Annotated in this window: 17 protein-coding genes and 1 pseudogene; 10 read left to right on the top strand and 8 right to left on the bottom strand. The window is 71.4% G+C overall.

The window, feature by feature from the left end; translation table 11 throughout:
- Positions 1-234 precede the first annotated feature (234 nt).
- Positions 235-486 carry a hypothetical protein gene (locus tag ACFY5C_RS40375; RefSeq protein ID WP_389455006.1) on the bottom strand — a complete coding sequence of 84 codons (252 nt, stop codon included), beginning with the start codon at positions 484-486 and terminating at the stop codon, positions 235-237.
- Positions 487-827: 341 nt separating this feature from the next.
- Between ACFY5C_RS40375 and ACFY5C_RS40370 the strand changes: the two are divergent.
- Positions 828-1,673: pseudogene (locus ACFY5C_RS40370) on the top strand (endo-1,4-beta-xylanase); the annotation flags it as partial.
- A 94-nt stretch (positions 1,674-1,767) separates the two neighbouring features.
- Here ACFY5C_RS40370 and ACFY5C_RS40365 read toward each other — a convergent pair.
- A complete protein-coding gene (locus ACFY5C_RS40365; protein WP_389455004.1) occupies positions 1,768-2,496 on the bottom strand; it encodes a lipoprotein in 729 nt (242 codons plus the stop codon).
- Positions 2,497-2,601: 105 nt separating this feature from the next.
- On the opposite strand from ACFY5C_RS40365, the gene ACFY5C_RS40360 reads away from it, so the two are divergent.
- Positions 2,602-3,399 (top strand): maleylpyruvate isomerase family mycothiol-dependent enzyme, encoded by a 798-nt coding sequence (locus ACFY5C_RS40360; RefSeq protein WP_389455002.1) that lies wholly within the window; start codon positions 2,602-2,604, stop codon positions 3,397-3,399.
- Position 3,400: 1 nt separating this feature from the next.
- On the opposite strand, the gene ACFY5C_RS40355 is transcribed toward ACFY5C_RS40360, so the two are convergent.
- Positions 3,401-4,030, bottom strand: a complete 630-nt coding sequence (locus ACFY5C_RS40355) for an NADPH-dependent F420 reductase (RefSeq protein ID WP_389455000.1) — start codon at positions 4,028-4,030, stop codon at positions 3,401-3,403.
- A 220-nt stretch (positions 4,031-4,250) separates the two neighbouring features.
- Here ACFY5C_RS40355 and ACFY5C_RS40350 point away from each other — a divergent pair, with 220 nt between their 5' ends.
- Complete coding sequence (locus ACFY5C_RS40350) at positions 4,251-4,892, top strand: class I SAM-dependent methyltransferase (RefSeq protein ID WP_389454998.1); 642 nt, start codon at positions 4,251-4,253, stop codon at positions 4,890-4,892.
- Between the two features lie 104 nt (positions 4,893-4,996).
- On the opposite strand, the gene ACFY5C_RS40345 is transcribed toward ACFY5C_RS40350, so the two are convergent.
- Both ACFY5C_RS40345 and ACFY5C_RS40340 read right to left on the bottom strand, forming a co-directional pair.
- Positions 4,997-6,577 carry an FAD-dependent oxidoreductase gene (locus tag ACFY5C_RS40345; RefSeq protein ID WP_389454996.1) on the bottom strand — a complete coding sequence of 527 codons (1,581 nt, stop codon included), beginning with the start codon at positions 6,575-6,577 and terminating at the stop codon, positions 4,997-4,999.
- Positions 6,574-7,173, bottom strand: coding sequence for a TetR/AcrR family transcriptional regulator (locus ACFY5C_RS40340; protein WP_389454994.1), 600 nt, complete (start codon positions 7,171-7,173; stop codon positions 6,574-6,576). The genes ACFY5C_RS40345 and ACFY5C_RS40340 overlap by 4 nt, the downstream gene beginning before the upstream one ends.
- A gap of 74 nt (positions 7,174-7,247) precedes the next feature.
- Here ACFY5C_RS40340 and ACFY5C_RS40335 point away from each other — a divergent pair, with 74 nt between their 5' ends.
- Together ACFY5C_RS40335 and ACFY5C_RS40330 are read left to right on the top strand one after the other, a co-directional pair.
- Positions 7,248-8,846 (top strand): FAD-binding oxidoreductase, encoded by a 1,599-nt coding sequence (locus tag ACFY5C_RS40335; protein ID WP_389454992.1) that lies wholly within the window; start codon positions 7,248-7,250, stop codon positions 8,844-8,846.
- A gap of 106 nt (positions 8,847-8,952) precedes the next feature.
- Positions 8,953-9,834, top strand: coding sequence for a YegS/Rv2252/BmrU family lipid kinase (locus ACFY5C_RS40330; protein WP_389454990.1), 882 nt, complete (start codon positions 8,953-8,955; stop codon positions 9,832-9,834).
- A gap of 329 nt (positions 9,835-10,163) precedes the next feature.
- Here ACFY5C_RS40330 and ACFY5C_RS40325 read toward each other — a convergent pair whose 3' ends face one another.
- The gene (locus ACFY5C_RS40325; RefSeq protein ID WP_389454988.1) at positions 10,164-10,529 is read right to left on the bottom strand and encodes a helix-turn-helix transcriptional regulator; all 366 of its coding nucleotides are present in this window, start codon (positions 10,527-10,529) and stop codon (positions 10,164-10,166) included.
- A 129-nt stretch (positions 10,530-10,658) separates the two neighbouring features.
- Between ACFY5C_RS40325 and ACFY5C_RS40320 the strand changes: the two genes are divergently transcribed.
- From ACFY5C_RS40320 to ACFY5C_RS40310, 3 genes are all read left to right on the top strand, one after another.
- A complete protein-coding gene (locus ACFY5C_RS40320) occupies positions 10,659-11,417 on the top strand; it encodes an anti-sigma factor antagonist (protein ID WP_389454986.1) in 759 nt (252 codons plus the stop codon).
- A 59-nt stretch (positions 11,418-11,476) separates the two neighbouring features.
- Entirely contained in the window at positions 11,477-11,929 is a 453-nt protein-coding gene (locus tag ACFY5C_RS40315) for an NAD(P)H-dependent oxidoreductase (protein ID WP_328429991.1), read from the top strand.
- Between the two features lie 232 nt (positions 11,930-12,161).
- A complete protein-coding gene (locus tag ACFY5C_RS40310) occupies positions 12,162-14,165 on the top strand; it encodes a DUF1996 domain-containing protein (RefSeq protein ID WP_389455010.1) in 2,004 nt (667 codons plus the stop codon).
- Positions 14,166-14,304: 139 nt separating this feature from the next.
- Here the strand turns inward: ACFY5C_RS40310 and ACFY5C_RS40305 are convergent, their stop codons facing one another.
- Positions 14,305-15,066 (bottom strand): YqjF family protein, encoded by a 762-nt coding sequence (locus ACFY5C_RS40305; RefSeq protein ID WP_389454984.1) that lies wholly within the window; start codon positions 15,064-15,066, stop codon positions 14,305-14,307.
- A gap of 78 nt (positions 15,067-15,144) precedes the next feature.
- Positions 15,145-15,804 carry a TetR/AcrR family transcriptional regulator gene (locus ACFY5C_RS40300; protein ID WP_389454982.1) on the bottom strand — a complete coding sequence of 220 codons (660 nt, stop codon included), beginning with the start codon at positions 15,802-15,804 and terminating at the stop codon, positions 15,145-15,147.
- Between the two features lie 57 nt (positions 15,805-15,861).
- On the opposite strand from ACFY5C_RS40300, the gene ACFY5C_RS40295 reads away from it, so the two are divergent.
- Positions 15,862-16,539 carry a class II aldolase/adducin family protein gene (locus tag ACFY5C_RS40295; protein ID WP_389454980.1) on the top strand — a complete coding sequence of 226 codons (678 nt, stop codon included), beginning with the start codon at positions 15,862-15,864 and terminating at the stop codon, positions 16,537-16,539.
- Positions 16,536-17,465 carry a carbohydrate kinase family protein gene (locus ACFY5C_RS40290; RefSeq protein WP_389454978.1) on the top strand — a complete coding sequence of 310 codons (930 nt, stop codon included), beginning with the start codon at positions 16,536-16,538 and terminating at the stop codon, positions 17,463-17,465. Before ACFY5C_RS40295 ends, ACFY5C_RS40290 begins: the two co-directional genes overlap by 4 nt.
- Positions 17,466-17,494: the final 29 nt, after the last annotated feature.

Genomic DNA, 17,494 nt, shown 5'->3' with positions numbered 1-17,494 from the left:
CGGCGACGGCGAACCTCGCGTGCCGCCGCGCCCTGGAACGCGCCGGCTTCGTCCCGGCCCCCGGCCCGGACCGCCACACCCTGCCGGACGGCCGTGAGCTGGACAGCGTCTGGTACCGGCACGAGGGCGCCGCGTCGGCGTGCGCGAGGCCTTGAAGCAGGAGTGGAGCGGCGGAGGAGCGAGTCCGCTCGGCCGAGTCCGGCTCGAACCCGATAGGAGCGGGCAGGGACACGGTCAGCCCACCCTGTGTCGGGCCCTCTTGGTGTAGGCGTCGCCGGACGGCTCGGAGTGAACCGTCACCTCGCCCTCCTCGCAATCGATCAGGAGGTAGACCGGGATGCCGGCGCGGGCATAGCCGTGCACGCCTGGCAAGGCCACAAGGGCGACCACAAGTACCGCTACCTGGGGGTGGAGTGAAGACCGGCCGGATATCAGCGAGCCAGCGCCAAACGCCGGACCACCTTCGGTCACGTCTACAGCGCCCACGACAGCTCCCGCCGTACGCCTGTGACCTGGTTACCCGCCTCGTTCCCAGTCTTGTCATCGCCCGATGCCGACGCAACCGGCCGCATCCTGCCCCTCCATGCAGGTGGCGCCGAAGCCAGTCCGTGTCCATTGGCGCCGCCGGGCCTCCGGCGCCGCCGCACCTGCGGACATGGAGGGCAAGCTAGCAGTAATGGTCTCTGACCTGCGAATACGTGGCCGTTGGTTCAGTCAACGGGACCGTGGAACAGGTGGTTCAGCCAGCCAGCTCAGCAGGGACTCGTCAGACTCAAGAGAGGCGGAGGCGGTCATGCCGAGAGGTATGTCACCGAGCGGTTCACTGCGCTAGCGCGCGGCGCAGCTCGCCCTTCCAGGACAAGCTGGGCAACGGCTTCATCGAGGAGGCGTTCCGCACCGCCCGCGCCGCGGACCCCGCCGCCAAGCTCTGCTACAACGACTACAACACCGACGGCGTCAACGCCAAGAGCAATGCCGTCTACAACTTGGTCAGGGACTTCAAGTCCCGCGGCGTACCGATCGACTGCGTCGGCTTCCAGTCCCACTTCAACAGCGCCTCCCCGGTCCCCTCCGACTACCAGGCGAACCTGCAGCGCTTCGCCGACCTGGGCGTCGACGTGCAGATCACCGAGCTGGACATCGAAGGCTCGGGTACGGCACAGGCCAACAGCTACACCAACGTGACACGGGCCTGCCTGGCCGTCTCGCGCTGCACCGGCATCACCGTCTGGGGCGTCACCGACAAGTACTCCTGGCGCGCCAGCGGAACGCCCCTGCTGTTCGACGGCAACCACACCAAGAAGCCGGCCTACAACGCGGTCCTCACCGCGCTCGGCGGCTCCCCCTCCGGCGGCGGCACTCCCGGCACCGCCTGCACGGCCACCTACAGCAAGGCCGAGGAATGGAGTGACCGCTTCAACGGCAAGGTCACCATCACCGCGGGGAGTTCAGCGATCGGCAACTGGACCGCGACCGTCACCGTGACACCCCCGCAGAAGGTCTCCGCGACCTGGAACGGCACACCCAGCTGGGACGCCGGCGGCAACGTCATGACGATGAGGCCGAACGGCAACGGCGCCCTGGCCGCCGGAGCCTCGACGAGCTTCGGCTTCACGGTCATGAAGAACGGCAGCGACGCGGCCCCGGTGGCCGGCTCCTGTACGGCTTCCTGACCGACCCGGAACCGGTTTCGGACCGGCACCGGACGGGCTCAGGACCGGTGTCCGGCGCGGCGGCCCTTCCAGCCGCGCCGGACACACCCGTCGCTCAGCCGACCCGCAGCGTCTTCTTTGCCAGTTCGTACGCCGGCAGCATCGCCCGGTGCTCCTCGGTGTCCATCCCGCCGAGGTGTATGACGACCGGCCCCTTCCCGGTGGTGACGGCCAGGGCGGTCTCCTCTTTCGTCTCCTCCAACAGCTCGCTCGTGACGAGGTACTTCACCTCGGCACCGGCGAGGTCACCGGCCTTGAACGCGCTGTACTTCGCCTTGCTCACGCCGTTCTCGTCGGCCAGGAAGGCCTCCAGCACGGCGCGTGCGTCGTCGTCGCCCGGCTCGCCCGTCCAGATGCGCAGGAAGCCGATGTTCCCCGCAGGCTTGGCGTCCACCTCGCAGGCGGCCGTGACCGGGCCCTGGTGCAGCAGCGCGTCGGCGATCTCCTGGGCCAACTCGCTGTCCTCGGCGTCGTCCGACCCCTCACCGCCGGCATCCGCCTTGTCCTTGCCCGTCCCGGCGTCGACGGCCTCCGCCTCCCAGTACTGGGCGATGTCGAAGGTGACTGGCAGTTCGCAGTCCGAGCCGGCGGCGCCGATGGTGCCCCCGCGCTTCACCGCCGTATCACCGTCACTCGCCGCCCCGGCCGACGCGGACGCCGACGTCGATGCGCTCCCCGACGCCTTCGGGTCGTCCTCGGCCGCCCCCGAACAGCCCGTCAGCACCCCGGCCAGCAATGCCATCTGCGCCAGGCGGCGCCGTACCTGTCCCGCCCCCACCAACATGGTGATCTCCCCACCCGATCCTGCTCTTTCTGATCTTGCTCAGGCGGCACACAGTAGCCGAGACCACTGGCAAGGCGGGTGCTGGCCCTGCGGCATCATGAGGCGATGAATTCGCTGCCCCTCGACCGCTACTGCGACGCGATCGTCTCGCAGACCGAGCGGCTCATCGCCCATGTGCGCGGCGCGGACATGACCTCCCCGGTGCTCTCCTGCCCCGGCTGGAACCTCGGCCAGCTGCTGCGGCACGTGGGCGGCGACCACCGGTGGGCCGAGGAGATCGTACGGACCCGCGCCACCGGTCCGATCCCCGACGACGGCGTGAACGACCTGACCCCGTACACCCGAGAGGACCGGGAGTTCCTGCTCCCGTGGCTGACCGAAGGCGCGGCACGGCTCAGTGTCACCCTTCGCGCCGCCGGCCCCGACGCGCAGGCGTGGAACCCCTCCGCCGAGCGGCCGGCGCCGGTGGCGTTCTGGGCCCGGCGCATGACCTACGAGACCGTCCTGCACCGGGCTGACGCCGCCCTGGTGACAGGGGCGGACTTCGCGCTCGACGGCGACCTGGCCGTCGACGCGGTGCAGGAATGGCTGGAGTTCTCCACGTTCCCCGAGGCGTTCGAGCCGGCTCCCGACCTGCCCGACCTGCTCGGCCCGGACCGCAGCCTCCACTTCGACGCGACCGACGCCGGCGAATGGCGCGTCGACCTCGCGGGCGACCGTCCCGCCTGGCGCTCCGGACCCGGCGACGCCACCGCGACCGCTACGGCACGCGGCCCGGTCGCCGACCTCCTGCTGTACTTCTACCGCCGGCCGGCAGCCGCCGTCGAAACAAAGGGCGACACCGCACTCCTCGACCTCTGGCGCACGCGCGCAGGCTTCTGGCTGGAGGCGCCTGCGGAGTGACCTACTCGACGGCGGGGCGGGTGACCACCTTGATGTTGAACGCGTGTGCACCCAGGCCGCCCGCGATCCCCATGAAGAGCAACGCGAAGTGCTCCTGTCCGCGCGCGGTGCGGATGCCGCCGATGTCGAGTTGCGACGACGGGGACCAGCCGAGGTCGGTGAGCAGCCGGCCGGTGGTCCGCTTGGCTTCGGCGTCGTCGCCGGACAGGAAGACGGTGCTGGGGCCTTCGAGATCGTTCGGGGCGATCATCACGGTGGCGTCCATGGTGCACAGCGTCTTGACGACGGGCGTCAGGGGGAAGGCCTCCTGGATCTGTTCACCCAGGCTGGCGTTGGGGTGGGAGAGTTCGGTGTAGTCGTCACTGAGGCCGACTCCGACATCGATCAGCAAGGTGCCGGCCAGCGCCGGTGCCCCGATGGAGTGCAGCAGGTCCACGGACACGGTCCCGGGGGTGGCGTTGACCAGAACCTCCGCGTGTGCCGCCGTCTCGCTCAGACCTGCCACGGGAAGGCCGAGGTCCGCACGCTCCTTCGGATCGCGTGAACCCAGTAACACGTCGTGCCCTGCGGCGCTCCATCCATGGGCCAGTGCTCGTGCGACGTTGCCGGTGCCAAGTAGTCCGATACGCATGGTGCGAGGCTAAGCGGGGCGCGCGTTCGGTGGATCGGGCCGCGGGCTCAGGCGGACCGGGACCAAGGTCGTAGTTCTGTGGTCGTTCGCATCCCGCTTTGCCGAACCGGCAACACTGTTTGTCTCCCTGCACGGCCTCCCGCAGGCTTCGTGAGCGTGGGACCGGACACGCCCAGCGCCTGTCGAGTCCCTCCTGACATCTGTGCACACGGGAGGCGCCATGACCGAGACATCCGCACTGAAGGCCGCCGAGTTCTGGGAGGCCCGCTACCGCGACCGCGGCGGGCGTCTGTGGAGCGGCCGCCCCAACACACTGCTCGTGCGTGAGGCCTCCGACCTCGAACCGGGTAGCGCGCTCGACCTCGGATGCGGCGAAGGAGGCGACGCCGTGTGGCTCGCCTCGCGCGGCTGGCGGGTCACCGGCGTGGACATCGCGCACACGGCTCTGGAACGCGCCGCCCTGCACGCCGCCGAGGCAGGCGTGGGCGACCGTACGTCCTGGGAACGGCACGTGCTGGGAGAGACGTTCCCCGAGGGTTCCTTCGACCTGGTGAACGCGCAGTTCCTGCAGTCACCGGTCGCACTTGACCAGCAGCGGGTGCTGCGGCAGGCGGCAGCGGCGGTCACGGCGGGCGGCACCTTGCTGATCGTCATGCACGCCGGCTGGCCGTCCTGGCAGACCGAGCCGCCCTTCGAGGCGCAGTTCCCCAGCCTGCAGGGCGTCCTCGACGAACTCGCCCTGCCGGAGGCCGACTGGAGCGTGGAGACGTTGGAGACGGTACGCAAGCCGAGCGAGTCACCCGAGGGGCTGGAGGGCTTCCGGGACGACCACGTGTGGCGCCTTCGGCGCGCGGGTGCCTGACGCACCGTCACCGGGCACCGTACTCCGCGCCCTGTGCCAGGACCCCGCCGCGCCCGATCCAGCCGTGCAGGACGTAACGAGGCGGCGTTCGGGGCCGGTCCGAGTCAGATGGACACGCCGGACCAGACCTGGCGTACGGCCTCCAGGGCAGCCGCGCGATCGGCCGGCACCAGCCCGATTCGGGTACGCCGGTCGAGCAGGTCGGCCTCGTCCAGGGCGCCTTCGTGGCGTACGGCCCACAGCAGTTCGGCGCCGGTGACGGGATGCCCCGGCAGTACGGGTTCGGCCAGCCGGGGATCCTGGGCGGCGAGTGCCTGGACGGCCGGCGCCTCGGTGCCGTAGCGCTGGATGAGGCGGCGGGGCGCCTGGAGGGAGCCGAGGGTGGCGGGTGATGCGGCGCCGACGAGGGGCAGGGTGGCCGTCGGGGAGGGGCCGGCGCCGAGTCGGCGGGCGGTGACGGCCGCGTCGACGGCGTCCTGGGCCATGCGCCGGTAGGTGGTGAGCTTGCCGCCGACCACGGTGATCACGCCGTCCGGCGAGGTGACCACCGCATGCCGACGGGAGATGTCGGCGGTCCGCGGTGCCGAGCCGGAGCGTGCCGTCGGGGTGGTGTCGAGCAAGGGGCGAAGACCCGCGAACGCGCCCACGACGTCGTCGCGTTGGACGGGGAGGTCCAGGACGGAGCCGAGGACGTCGAGGAGGAAGCCGATGTCCGTCTCCGGCACCTCGGGAACGTCAGGGATGCCGCCCTCGACAGGTTCGTCGGTGAGCCCGACGTAGACGCGGCCGTCGCCCTGGGGCAGGACGAGGACGAAACGGTTGGTCTCGCCGGGTACCGGGACGTGCAGCCCTGCGGGCAGGGGTCCGAGGCGGTCGGAGCGCAGAACGAGATGGGTGCCGCGTGAGGGACGGATCCGGATGCCCTCCACCAGGTCCCCTGCCCAGACGCCGGACGCGTTGATCACGGCGCGGGCCTTGATCTCGCCTTCCTCGCCGGTGAGTTCGTCACGTATGCGGGCGCCGGACGCGGTGAGCTCCAGGGCCCTGACGCGGGTCAGGATGCGTGCATCGCGTGCGGCCGCGGTGCGGGCGATCGCGGTCACCAGTCGGGCGTCGTCGGTCAGCCGGCCGTCCCAGGACAGCAGGCCGCCGCGCAGGCCCTGGGTGCGCAGGGCGGGGGCGAGGTGCCGCGTCTCCACCACGGAGAGCCGACGCGGTGCGGGGAGGGTGGCGCGGGCCGTGCGGGCCGCCAGGCGCAGGGTGTCACCGGCGCGGAATCCGGCCCAGGCCAGGGCGGCCTGACCGCGGGACACCAGGGGCGTGAGGGGCAGCACGAAGGGCTGGGCCCGCACCAGATGCGGAGCCGTGCGCTCCATCAGCACCCCGCGCTCGACGGCGCTCTCGTGGGCCACGTCGAGCTGCGCGGAGGCGAGATACCGCAGCCCGCCGTGGATGAGCTTGCTGCTGAAGCGCGAGGTGCCGAAGGCCAGGTCGTGCGCGTCGACGGCGACCACCGACAGGCCGCGGGCCGCGGCGTCCAGAGCGACCCCGGCACCCGTGGCGCCCAGCCCGACGACCAGGACGTCCACGGCCGGACCGCCGACGGCCTCGGCCAGTTCGCGCGAGCGCCGGGCGGCGGACAGGGACGATCCGGGAACCGCGACCGGGGGAGTGGCGGGGCTCATGGCGTGAGGGTCCTTTCCAGGATGCTGCGCAGTTCCGCCAGGAAGGCCTCGCTGCTCAGGTCGGCGTCGTCCTCGTCGGTCATGGTCCGCAAGGACAGGGTGAAGGACTGGACGATCAGCAGCAGGGCCCGTGCCTGCCGTTCGAGATGGCCGGCGCGTACCGACCCGTCGGCGTGGCCTTCGCGCAGACCGTCGGCCAGCAGGGCGAGAAGGGCCTGCTGGCTCGCGCCGCGGCGGTCGAGGACGTACGGGAGCAGCAGTTCCGGATCGACGTCGACGATCTTCCGGAAGAGCGGATGGGCGCGGAAGGCCCCCACGCCCGTCACGAGCCCGTCGACGATCAGGCCGCGCGCGCTCGTACCGGGCCGCCTGTCGGGCATGGCTGCCGTGGCCACCGCGACCCACTCCCGGGTCATCAGGTCGCCCACCAGGGAGCGCACATCGGGCCACCGTCTGTAAAGCGTCATCCGGGAGACACCCGCGCGGCGGGCCACGTCGGTCAGCGTCGTACGGCGGACTCCGACGGCCAGGACGCAGTCGCGTACCGCGTCGAGCACCGCGTCGCTGTCCGAGTGGTTGTGACGAATAGGCGTCATGTGTCACAGTGTAACGCCTGCGGGGCCGTCCGGGACACGGCATCGCTCGAATCGACCGGTGAGGACAACAGCCAATGGACATGCTGTGGAGCGGCTGGGGCGACCCGGCCAAGGCGGCGCCGCTGCCCGAGACCGTGACCGGGCTGCTGCGCGACTGGCTCGGCGTCAAGCCGCGCACCGCCGAGCCGGTCGCTCTGGCGGACATCGCCGTACCCGAGCATGGACTCGAACCCGCCGCACTCCGGGCCCTGTCCGCCGCGGTCGGCGGCGAGGAGCACGTCCGCACCGACGCGGAGAGCCGCATCCGGCACACGCGCGGCAAGTCCACCCCCGATCTGCTCCGGATGCGCGAGGGCGAGGTCGACGACATCCCGGCGGCCGTCGTGCTCCCCGCCGGCCACGACGACGTGCTGGCGGCACTGCGCGCCTGCGCCGAACACGGCCTGGCCGTCGTCCCGTTCGGCGGCGGCACCTCCGTCGTGGGCGGCCTCGCCCCCGTCCGGCGCGGCCCCTTCGTGGCCCTGGACCTGCGCCGCATGGACCAGCTGCTCGCCCTCGACCCGGTCTCGCGCACCGCCACCCTACAAGCCGGGCTGCGCGCGCCCCACGCCGAGGCGCTGCTGGCCGCACACGGCTTCACCCTCGGCCACTTCCCCCAGTCCTTCGAGTGGGCCACCATCGGCGGGTTCGCCGCCGCCCGCTCCAGCGGCCAGGCGTCCGCCGGCTACGGCCGCTTCGACGAGATGGTCGTCGGTCTGACCGTCGCCACCCCTGAGGGCACCCTCGACACGGGTCGCGCGCCTCGCTCGGCAGCCGGCCCCGACCTGCGGCAGCTCATACTCGGCTCGGAGGGCGCGTTCGGCGTCATCACGTCCGTCACCGTGCGGATCCGTCCCGTGCCGGCGACCTGTGTGTACGAGGGCTGGCGTTTCGCCTCCTTCGAGGAGGGCGCCGCCGCGCTGCGCCGCCTCGCCCAGGACGGCCCGCGCCCGACCGTGCTGCGGCTGTCCGACGAGACCGAGACGCTGATCGGCCTCGCCCAGCCCGACGCCATCGGTGCCGCCGTCGACGGGCAGCAGTCCCCGGGATGCACGGCGATCGCCGGCTACGAAGGCACGGACGAGGACACCTCGTACCGCAGGGAGCGTGCGTCGGCCGTCCTTCGGGACTGCGGCGGAACCCCGCTCGGCGAGGAACCCGGACAGCGCTGGGCGCACGGCCGCTACTCGGCGCCGTATCTGCGGGACTCCCTGCTGGACGCCGGCGCGTTCGTCGAGACACTGGAGACGGCGACCTTCTGGTCGCGCGTGCCGGAGCTGTACACGTCCGTCCGCGATGCCCTGTCCACCACGCTCACCGAGGCCGGCACCCCGCCCCTGATCATGTGCCACGTCTCCCACGTCTACGAGAACGGCGCCTCGCTGTACTTCACCGTCGTCTCGGCGCAGGGCGACGAACCGGTGGTGCACTGGGAGAAGGCCAAGCACGCCGCCAACGAGGCGATCCTCGCCGCGGGCGGCACCATCAGCCACCACCACGGCGTGGGCACCGACCACCGCGACTGGTACGTCCGCGAGGCGGGCCCCCTGGGCATCGAGGCGCTCCAGGCCGTGAAGCGCCGACTGGACCCGGAGGGACTGCTCAATCCCGGGGTCCTCCTGCCCCTCGACTGACCCCCCGGGCACCAAGTCAGCCCCCAGGACCCCGGGTCCTCCCTCTCATCCACCTCCTCCGCCCGCCTCCGGCAGCACCCTCCCGTCGGCCCGAAAGGCACCCCCGATGCGACAGTTCACCGCCATCGTCAACCCCACGGCGGGCGGATCCGCCTCAGCTGCCGCACTGCTGAACGTGGCCAGGCCGCTGCGGGAGGCCGGGGCCGACCTGGAGACCGAGTACAGCCGCAGCCTGGCCCACGCGCAGGAACTCGCCCGTGACGCCGGGGAGCGGGGCAGGGTGGTGCTCGCCGTCGGCGGCGACGGAATCGCCGGCGGTGTCGGCGGGGCCCTCAGCGGCACCGACGCCCTGCTCGGCCTGGTGCCCGCCGGCCGCGGCAACGACTTCGCCCGGGCGCTGAACCTGCCCACCGAGCCCGCCGCCCTCGCCGAGGTACTGCTCCACCACGAACCCCGGCAGGTGGACACCATCGAGGTCGAGTCGGCCGTGCACGACCGCACCGTGGTCCTCGGCAGCGTGTACGCCGGCGTCGACGCCCTGGCCAACCGCCACGCCAACGACGCCACACTGCTGCGCGGCTCGGCCTCCTACTACGCGGGCGGCCTGCGCGCCGTCACCACCTGGCGCCCCGCCCGCTACCGCGTCACCGTCGACGGCCAGGAGCATCTGCACACCGGCTATACGGTCGTGGCCGCCAACTCCGGCTACTACGGATCCGGCCGTCTCATCGCGCCCGACGCCCGTGTCGACGACGGTCTGCTGGACGTCGTGATGATCCGCGAGGCCCCGCGCCGGCTGTTCTTCACCCTGATGAACGAGCTCAAGACCGGGGCCCACGTCCATCGCCCCCAGGTGCAGATCCTGCGGGGCAGGGAGATCCGTATCGCGGCCGACCGTGAGGTGCCCTACGGTGCGGACGGCGAGGTGGAGGCCACGTTGCCGGTCACGGTCAGGGTTCTGCCCGGAGCGCTGCGCGTGCTGTGCTGAGGCCGGGTCCACCGGTGTTCCCGGGCGGCCGGGTCAGGGGACCGGCCGCCCGTCGTGGCTGACTCATGCCGTCTCTGCGGGACACGCGCCACCCGCAGGCCATACGCCCCCGCGGGGTACGCGCCACCCGCAGGCATACACCCTCCGCGAGGCAGGCCCCCGTCAGCAGATCAGGCGCCTCCGCGTGGCATGCGCGTCAGCGGATCAGGCGCCTCCCGCGTGACACACGCGTCAGCAGATCAGAGGCCTTCCGCGGGGCACGCGCCCTCCGCCGGTGATCAGCCATCCACGCCGCGCGCGCCGTGCTTCAGCCATCCACCCTGCGCAGGTCATCCGCCGTCCACGGGCATCCGTGGGCGTGCCGTCCTGAGCTGCTGCGGCGCGGAGGTGTGACCGGCCTCGGCCTGGACGAGCAGCGAGAGCAGTTCGGCCACCGGCAGTCCGGCTTCGGCGGGGTGCCGCAGCACCTTGCCGGACTCGATCCGGTAGGTGTTGGTGCGTCCCTCGCGCGTGTGGGACAGGTAGCCGTCCTGTTCCAGATCGGAAATGATCTTCTGGACAGCTCGCTCGGTAAGTCGGCAGTGCGCGGCGATGTTCCGAATCCGAACGTTCGGATTGTCGGCGATGGCCGCGAGGACGCGGGCATGGTTCGTCAGAAACGTCCATCCGGTGTGCGGCTCAGGGACTCCGTCCATGGCCCAAGACTACGGCTGACCGTTCACGAATACAAATACACGCACTCGATTTCATGTATCTGTTGACGTGTTCCGTAGTTCGGGTCCACTCTTGTAGCGAGACGGGGAGTACCTGAGGGAGAGGCGGTCATGCCCGAGCTCGCGTCCTCTGCACAGCCCCCCAGGAGGGGCGCCGCCGAACGTGCGAACCACGACGTCGAAACGGCAGCGGCTTCGTCGTGGCCGCTGGTCACCACCGTCCGCGCGGATGGCGACCGGGTCATGGTGAAGGTCTCCGGAGAGCTCGACCTCGACAGCAGCGAGCGACTCCAGAGCGTCCTTCGTGAAGCTGTGAACCGCTCGGTCCGTGGCATCGACCTGCATCTGGAGGGCGTCTCCTTCTGCGACTGCGCGACCCTCAATGTCCTGCTCAACATGCGTCACTTCGCCTTGGAGCAGGACAAGACGGTCGCGATCCACGCGGCCAGTGCGGCAGTCGACCGCCTGCTCTCCCTGACCGGCACACACACGCTGTTCGGCCGCCGCGATCCGGACGGGCACCCGGACGGCCATGCCCCGGTTGATGGGCACGCCCAGGACGGGGAGGCGTCGGAGGCATCCGCGGGTGCCCACGACCTGCGGATCGAAGTCGCCCAACTGCGCCGGGCCATGCACACCCGGCCGACCATCGACCTGGCCCGCGGCATCCTGATGGCCTCGTTCGGCCTGAGCTCGGAGCAGGCCTGGACGGTCCTGGTCACGGCCTCCCAGAACACCAACACCAAACTGCACTCCCTGGCCGGGGATCTCGTCACCGCGGTCAAGGGCGATGCCCTGTCCGAAGAGGTGCAGGAACATCTGTCGGCCGCGGTCGCCAGGGTCAACGCCACCGGCATCCCCGAGCACTGAAGGCAACACTCCGCACGTCAGGGTTGCGTCGCGAACGGGCACCCCGGCAGGGTTCGGATGTGCCCACCTTGCTGATCGTGCATCACACGCCCTCGCCCAACTGCCAGGCCATGCTCGAAGCTCTCATCTCCGGCGCCACGGCGCCGGAGATCGAGAACGTCGAGGTCGTGCGCCGGCCGGCGCTGTCGGCCACGGCCTCCGACGTGCTGGCCGCCGACGGCTACCTCCTCGCCACCCCCGCGAACCTCGGCTACATCTCCGGAGCCCTCAAGCATTTCTTCGACCAGGTCTACTACCCCTGCCTGGACGCGACCCAGGGGCGGCCCTTCGGCTACTACGTGCACGGCGGCAGCGACGTCACCGGGGCGGTCCGGGCGATCGACTCGATCACGACGGGCCTGGGCTGGCGCCGGGCGGCGAATCCGGTGACCGTCACGGGCGAACCCACCAAGGCGGACACCGAGGCCTGCTGGGAGCTCGGAGCCACGCTCGCAGCCGGTCTGATGGGGTGACCTGGACGGCATCATCTCCCAACACCCCACGATGACCAGGGTGTTTACCTTCGTTGTGAGAAATTTCTGTGAATCCGTGAGGCGTTTGAACACAACGCGGCCCGTCTCCGTATTGGACCGGGGGATTTTCATGCCCTGACCGATCACGAGGCGTAGGAGTACTTCCTTGGGACGCAGCACGCGAAGACGCCCCACGGGCGCACGGCGCGCGACCTTTGCAGCGGTCGCGCTGATGTTGGGCGGCGGCGGCCTGGTCGCGGCCAACGTCTATGCCTCGGCCACCGAGGACGGCGGAGCAGATCCCGCCCGGACGCTCTCCACCCCGGCCGGCACGATCGACTGCCCGGATGTCGGCAGCGAACTGACGGACGTTCCGGACGCAGCGCGGGAGGACGTCGCGAAGGAACTCGCGCTCCTCGACCAGCAGATAGCCGAGGCCTACCAGCGACTGCAGGAGTCGGCTCAGGCCATCCAGCAGGACGCGGGCTTCGCCGACAGCGCGATCATGAATCCGCTCAAGGACAAGCGGGCCGCGACGATCGAGCGGATCGCCGTCGCCGTCGACCGCGTGGGCGACCGGCCCGAAGGCCTGGACTCGCTCGCCTCCTGCACCCTGCGCGCCGCGGACAACGGCACCGGTGAGGACGGCAACGGCGGCGACCAGGAGCAGGGCGGCGACAACCAGGACGGCGCGGACCAGGGCAACCAGCAGCCCGGGAACGGCGACCAGGCAGGCAACGGCGGCGAGCAGGGCAACGGCGGACAGGCGGGCAACGGCCCGGTCGCCGCGGACTTCGTGGACATCAAGTCCGTCCAGCCGAACGTGTCCAGCCCGGCCCCTCAGAAGGGAGCCTCCCGCGGCACCTTCGCCACCAGCTGCGGCGTCAACGAGAACGGCCTGTTCAACTCCGACAACGTCATCGTGGCCCCCGGCGTCTCCAACGGCGCTCACCACTTCCACGACTACATCGGCAACCAGTCCAACGACGCCTTCGCCAGCGACGAGGACCTGGCGAACGCCGAGACGAGCTGCGTCGACCAGGGCGACAAGTCCACGTACTACTGGCCCGTGATCCGCCTCCAGAACGGCAGCCAGGAACAGGACGCCAACTCGCCCGGCGGCGGCATCGAGGGCAACGCCGGCGAGATCGTCACTCCCAAGGCAGTGACACTGGACTTCGTGGGCAACCCCCTCAGCAAGGTCACCGAGATGCCGCGCCTGCTGCGCATCATCACCGGTGATGCCAAGGCGTTCGTCAACGGCACCGCCAACGCCAACGCCTCCTGGAGCTGCACCGGCTTCGAGGACCGGCAGCTGAAGGACAAGTACCCGCTGTGCCCGCAGGGCAGTGACGTGGTGCGCACCTTCAAGTTCCAGAGCTGCTGGGACGGACAGAACATCGACAGCGCCAACCACCGTACCCACGTGGCCTTCGCGGCGGCCGACGGCAGCTGCGCGAACGGGTTCAAGGCCATTCCGCAGCTGGTGCAGCGGATCGTGTACGACGTCGACGCGCCCAGCCTCCAGGACGGCGGAAAGACGACCCCGCTGTTCGCGGTGGACTCGTTCCCCGAGCAGTTGCACAAGCCGGTCACCGACCACGGCGACTTCATCAACGTCTTCAGCGAGGACCTGATGGGCGAGATGGTCGACTGCATCAACGAGGGCCGCAAGTGCGGCGCCGGAGCGGGCGACGGCGGCGAACCGGGCGGCGAGGAGCCGACCGAGGAGCCGACGCAGGCTCCCAGCACCCCGCCGGCGGGCGGGAACGACGACCCCGGCAACGACAAGCCGGAGCCCGGCGACGACGGGGACAAGCCGACCGACGCGCCGGCGACCGAGGCCCCCGCGACCGACGAGCCCGCCACGCAGGAGCCCGCGACCGAGAAGCCCGCGACGGACGAGCCCGCGACGCAGGAGCCCGCCACCGAACCGGCGGAGGAAGACGGCAAGCCCACCCTGTCGAGCACGGTGGCGCCCAAGGCCGACGGCACTCCCACGGCGAACGAGGCCGAGGGCGGCCAGGCACAGGGCGGCTCGGGAGGCACTCCCGCGCAGACCCAGCCCGCCGCGGTCGGCGACGACGCCGGCAGCGGTTCCGGGACGCAGCCGCAGGCGGTCGGGAATGGTGACCTGGCCGAGACGGGTACGTCGCTGTGGCCGGCCGCGGCCGGCGCCGTGCTCCTGATGGGCGGCTTCCTGCTGCTCATGCGCACGAGGCGCCGCGCCGAGTGAGAGTGCGGACGGGCACCCCGTAACGGCGTCTGACGCCGATACGTTCCAGGGGGCTCGGACCGGTCATCCCGGTCCGGGCCCTCTGGGCTTTGCGGGCTCGCGGCTCCGTCCAGGAGGTGCCGCCGCCGTCATCCGCCGATCATGGCGTGGGGATGCCCGCGGGCCGCGCCGGGCGGCCCAGCCGGACCGGGACGCCGGGGGAGTACAGGACGCTCACCGGGGCAGTGCTCGGGGCGGGCAGCCCGGCCGCGGTGATCAGGTCCTCCTCGCAGGTGACCAGTTCGGCACGGTACAGCGGCCACCGAGGGTGGTGGTTGGGCAGGAACGCCACCGGCTCGGGTCCGCCGAAGAAGGCGTTGTGCATGCCCCAGCGCGCGGTGAGGAAGTGCTCGAGCTCGGTGGGCTCCTCGATGCGCTCGCCGGTGCGTACGGTGATCCGGCTGGACGCGCCGCGCGGGCCGGGCCAGCGACGGGAGCTGGTGTACGTGACCGTGTCGCCGACCGCGCGCACGGCCATCCGGGACCACAGATACGGCAGCCGGAATCCGACCCGTCCCATGACCACCGGGATCAGCCGCGAGGCGTCCATCGACCGGAACACGACGCCGCGCCGCCCGTGGGCGTCCACGGAGTACAGGCGCACGTTGGTCTCTGGAAACGTCCCGAGATACGGCACCCCGGGCAGCCGCAGCCAGCCGACCCGATGCATCCGGAAGGCGACGAGCCCGACGTACGTGACCCCGTCATGCGTGTCCGGAACGGTACCCCTCGGCAGCAGGCCCGCCACGACGTCCGGCTCCACGGCCCAGTGGATGAAGGCGAGGTCGAGCCACTGCTGGGTCAGGAGCGGGGTGTGTATGTGAGCGGGGGCATCAGGGGTGACAGGAGAGGGGTTCGGCACCCAGCCAGGATGCCAGAGCCGCACTCCGACGCCGCAGGCGTTGCCGGGTCCGGCGCGACGGACCCGGCAACGCCTGCCCTACGGCCCCTCGTAGCGCGCGGTGACACCTGCGAGGTACCCCCGCAGCATGAGCCTGGCTTCGTCGAGAAGCCCCGGATCGCCCTCGGGGTCACTGCGGAAGGCCTCCTGTGCGAGGGCGTCGGCGGCGAGGACCGCGGCGTGGCAGGCCCGCGCGAGCGCCTCGTCGTCCTGGACGGCCCCGAGGGCCAGCAGGATGCGCCGGATCCCGTCCGCCATACGGCGCTTGTGCTCACGGTCCGCGGCCCGCGTCTGCTCGGTGAGGATGCTGCCGAACCACAGGGCCCTGAAGCCGTGCTCGGTGCGATAGATGACGGCGTACGCGTCGATGAGCACGCCGACGGGGTCGTCCCACTGCTCGGCTGCTGCGGCGCGTACGAGGTCGTCCATGGCGCCTTCGAGCCGGGCGAAGTACCCGGCCGCGAGGGCATCGATGATCGCGTCGCGGTCGGGCAGGTACTGATACAGCGAACCGACCGAGACCTGCGCCTCGGCGGCGATGCGGGTCGTGGTGAGCGCCTGGACGCCCTCGCGGACCAGAACGCGTTCCGCAGCCTGGAGCACGCGCGCCAGCCGGGCCTTGCTGCGCGCCTGCTGGGGCGTGCGGCGCAGCGGGACATGCCATGCGCCGTCGCCGGGTTGCGGGACGGGATCGCCCATGTGCGGCCTCCGGACCTGAACGTGACATTGTTTCAGGTTTACGTTAGCGTCGCGTACATGACCGACTCAAGCCCAGCGCTGGGTCAGGAGCGCGCCGCCGTGGCTGAGGCGTGCCGTCGCCTGGGGGCGGAGGGGCTGCTCATCGGCACGGCCGGCAACGTCAGCATGCGGGTCGAGGACCGTGTCGCGATCACGGCCACAGGCGCGGTGCTCGCGCAACTCACGGCCGACGAGGTGACCGTGGTCGACCTTGACGGAAACGTCGTGGCCGGGGCCCTGGAGCCCACCTCCGAACTGGACCTGCACCTCGGTGTCTACCGCCGCTACGGCACCGGCGCGGTCGTCCACACACACGCGCCGATGGCGACCGCGCTGTCCTGCGTGCTCGATGAACTGCCCTGCATCCACTACCAGTTGCTCAGCCTGGGCGGCTCGGTGCGCGTGGCGCCGTACGCCACGTTCGGCACACCGGAGCTCGCCGCGTCCGTCCTGACCGCGCTGGAGGGCCGCAGCGCAGCGCTGATGGCCGCCCACGGCTCGGTCACCCACGCTCCCACCCTGGACAAGGCGGTCGAGCACGCCCTGCTGCTGGAGTGGGCGTGCGGCGTCTACCAGCATGCCGCCGCCCTCGGAAAGCCCCGCGTCCTCGACGAACACCAGCAACTGGCGGTGATCGAGGCCGCGCTCGCCCGGAACTACGGCACCACCCACCCCGTGCAGGAGGGACACCGATGAACGTCGTCACGATGGGCGTGCATGTGCTGGACGTGCTGGTGCGGCCGGTGGAGGCGATCCCCGAGGGCCAGGGCGCGACGCTGGTGGAGGACATCAGGATGACCGCCGCCGGAACGGCCGGCGGCACCGCGCTCACCCTCGCCAAACTCGGCGCGTCCGTCAGCAGCGCCGGGGCGATCGGCTCGGACCCGACCGGCGACATGCTGGTCCAACTGCTCGGCGCGGCGGGCATCGACACCCGGTTCCTCGTCCGCCGCCCGGACACCCCCACCTCCGCGAGCGTCCTGCCCATCCGCCCCAACGGCGACCGGCCGTCGCTGCACCTGCTGGGCGCCAACATCACCTACGGCCCCGACGACGTGCCCTGGGACGCGATCGCCGAGGCGAGCCACCTCCACCTCGGCGGCCCCGAGCTGATCGGCGTCGACACCGCCACGCGCGTCCTGTCGTACGCCAAGGAGCACGGTGTGGTCACCTCGGTGGACCTCCTCGCGCCGGGCGCCCTCGGGAGTTTCGAGCAGATCGAGTCGGCGCTGCCGTACGTCGACCACCTGCTGCCCAACGAGGACCAGGTCCTCGGCTTCACCGGGGAGGAGGACCTGGTGACGGGCGCGAAGAAGCTCCTCGCTGCCGGAGCGGGCCTGGTCGCGGTCACCCGCGGCGGTGACGGCGCCCTGCTGGTGACCCCCGAGAGGACCGAGAAGGTGCCCGCCTTCGCGATCGACGTCGTGGACAGCACCGGCTGCGGCGACGCCTTCTCGGCCGGTTTCGTACGCGGCATGGGCCTGGGCCGCACGCCCTACGACTCCGCCGTCCTCGGCTGCGCCGCTGCGGCCTTGGTGGCCCAGGGACTCGGCAGCGACCACGGGGACTTCGATCTCGCCGGCGCGGACGGGTTCGCGGCGGCAGGCAAGCCGCGCGGCTGACCCGGCAGTGAGGCCGGCTTGTTGACGAG

This window comes from Streptomyces sp. NPDC012935, assembly GCF_042900345.1.
GTDB lineage: Bacteria > Actinomycetota > Actinomycetes > Streptomycetales > Streptomycetaceae > Streptomyces.
This window is presented reverse-complemented; position numbering and strand designations above follow the sequence as displayed.

What these genes read in the sequence shown, in the direction of transcription:
- ACFY5C_RS40300 (WP_389454982.1), bottom strand. Translation starts at nt 15,804, where the DNA reads ATGGGCGATCCCGTCCCGCAACCCGGCGACGGCGCATGGCATGTCCCG.
- ACFY5C_RS40325 (WP_389454988.1), bottom strand. Translation starts at nt 10,529, where the DNA reads ATGGACGGAGTCCCTGAGCCGCACACCGGATGGACGTTTCTGACGAAC.
- ACFY5C_RS40340 (WP_389454994.1), bottom strand. Translation starts at nt 7,173, where the DNA reads ATGACGCCTATTCGTCACAACCACTCGGACAGCGACGCGGTGCTCGAC.
- ACFY5C_RS40335 (WP_389454992.1), top strand. Translation starts at nt 7,248, where the DNA reads ATGGACATGCTGTGGAGCGGCTGGGGCGACCCGGCCAAGGCGGCGCCG.
- ACFY5C_RS40365 (WP_389455004.1), bottom strand. Translation starts at nt 2,496, where the DNA reads ATGTTGGTGGGGGCGGGACAGGTACGGCGCCGCCTGGCGCAGATGGCA.
- ACFY5C_RS40355 (WP_389455000.1), bottom strand. Translation starts at nt 4,030, where the DNA reads ATGCGTATCGGACTACTTGGCACCGGCAACGTCGCACGAGCACTGGCC.
- ACFY5C_RS40320 (WP_389454986.1), top strand. Translation starts at nt 10,659, where the DNA reads ATGCCCGAGCTCGCGTCCTCTGCACAGCCCCCCAGGAGGGGCGCCGCC.
- ACFY5C_RS40345 (WP_389454996.1), bottom strand. Translation starts at nt 6,577, where the DNA reads ATGAGCCCCGCCACTCCCCCGGTCGCGGTTCCCGGATCGTCCCTGTCC.
- ACFY5C_RS40290 (WP_389454978.1), top strand. Translation starts at nt 16,536, where the DNA reads ATGAACGTCGTCACGATGGGCGTGCATGTGCTGGACGTGCTGGTGCGG.
- ACFY5C_RS40310 (WP_389455010.1), top strand. Translation starts at nt 12,162, where the DNA reads ATGTTGGGCGGCGGCGGCCTGGTCGCGGCCAACGTCTATGCCTCGGCC.
- ACFY5C_RS40350 (WP_389454998.1), top strand. Translation starts at nt 4,251, where the DNA reads ATGACCGAGACATCCGCACTGAAGGCCGCCGAGTTCTGGGAGGCCCGC.
- ACFY5C_RS40330 (WP_389454990.1), top strand. Translation starts at nt 8,953, where the DNA reads ATGCGACAGTTCACCGCCATCGTCAACCCCACGGCGGGCGGATCCGCC.
- ACFY5C_RS40360 (WP_389455002.1), top strand. Translation starts at nt 2,602, where the DNA reads ATGAATTCGCTGCCCCTCGACCGCTACTGCGACGCGATCGTCTCGCAG.
- ACFY5C_RS40295 (WP_389454980.1), top strand. Translation starts at nt 15,862, where the DNA reads ATGACCGACTCAAGCCCAGCGCTGGGTCAGGAGCGCGCCGCCGTGGCT.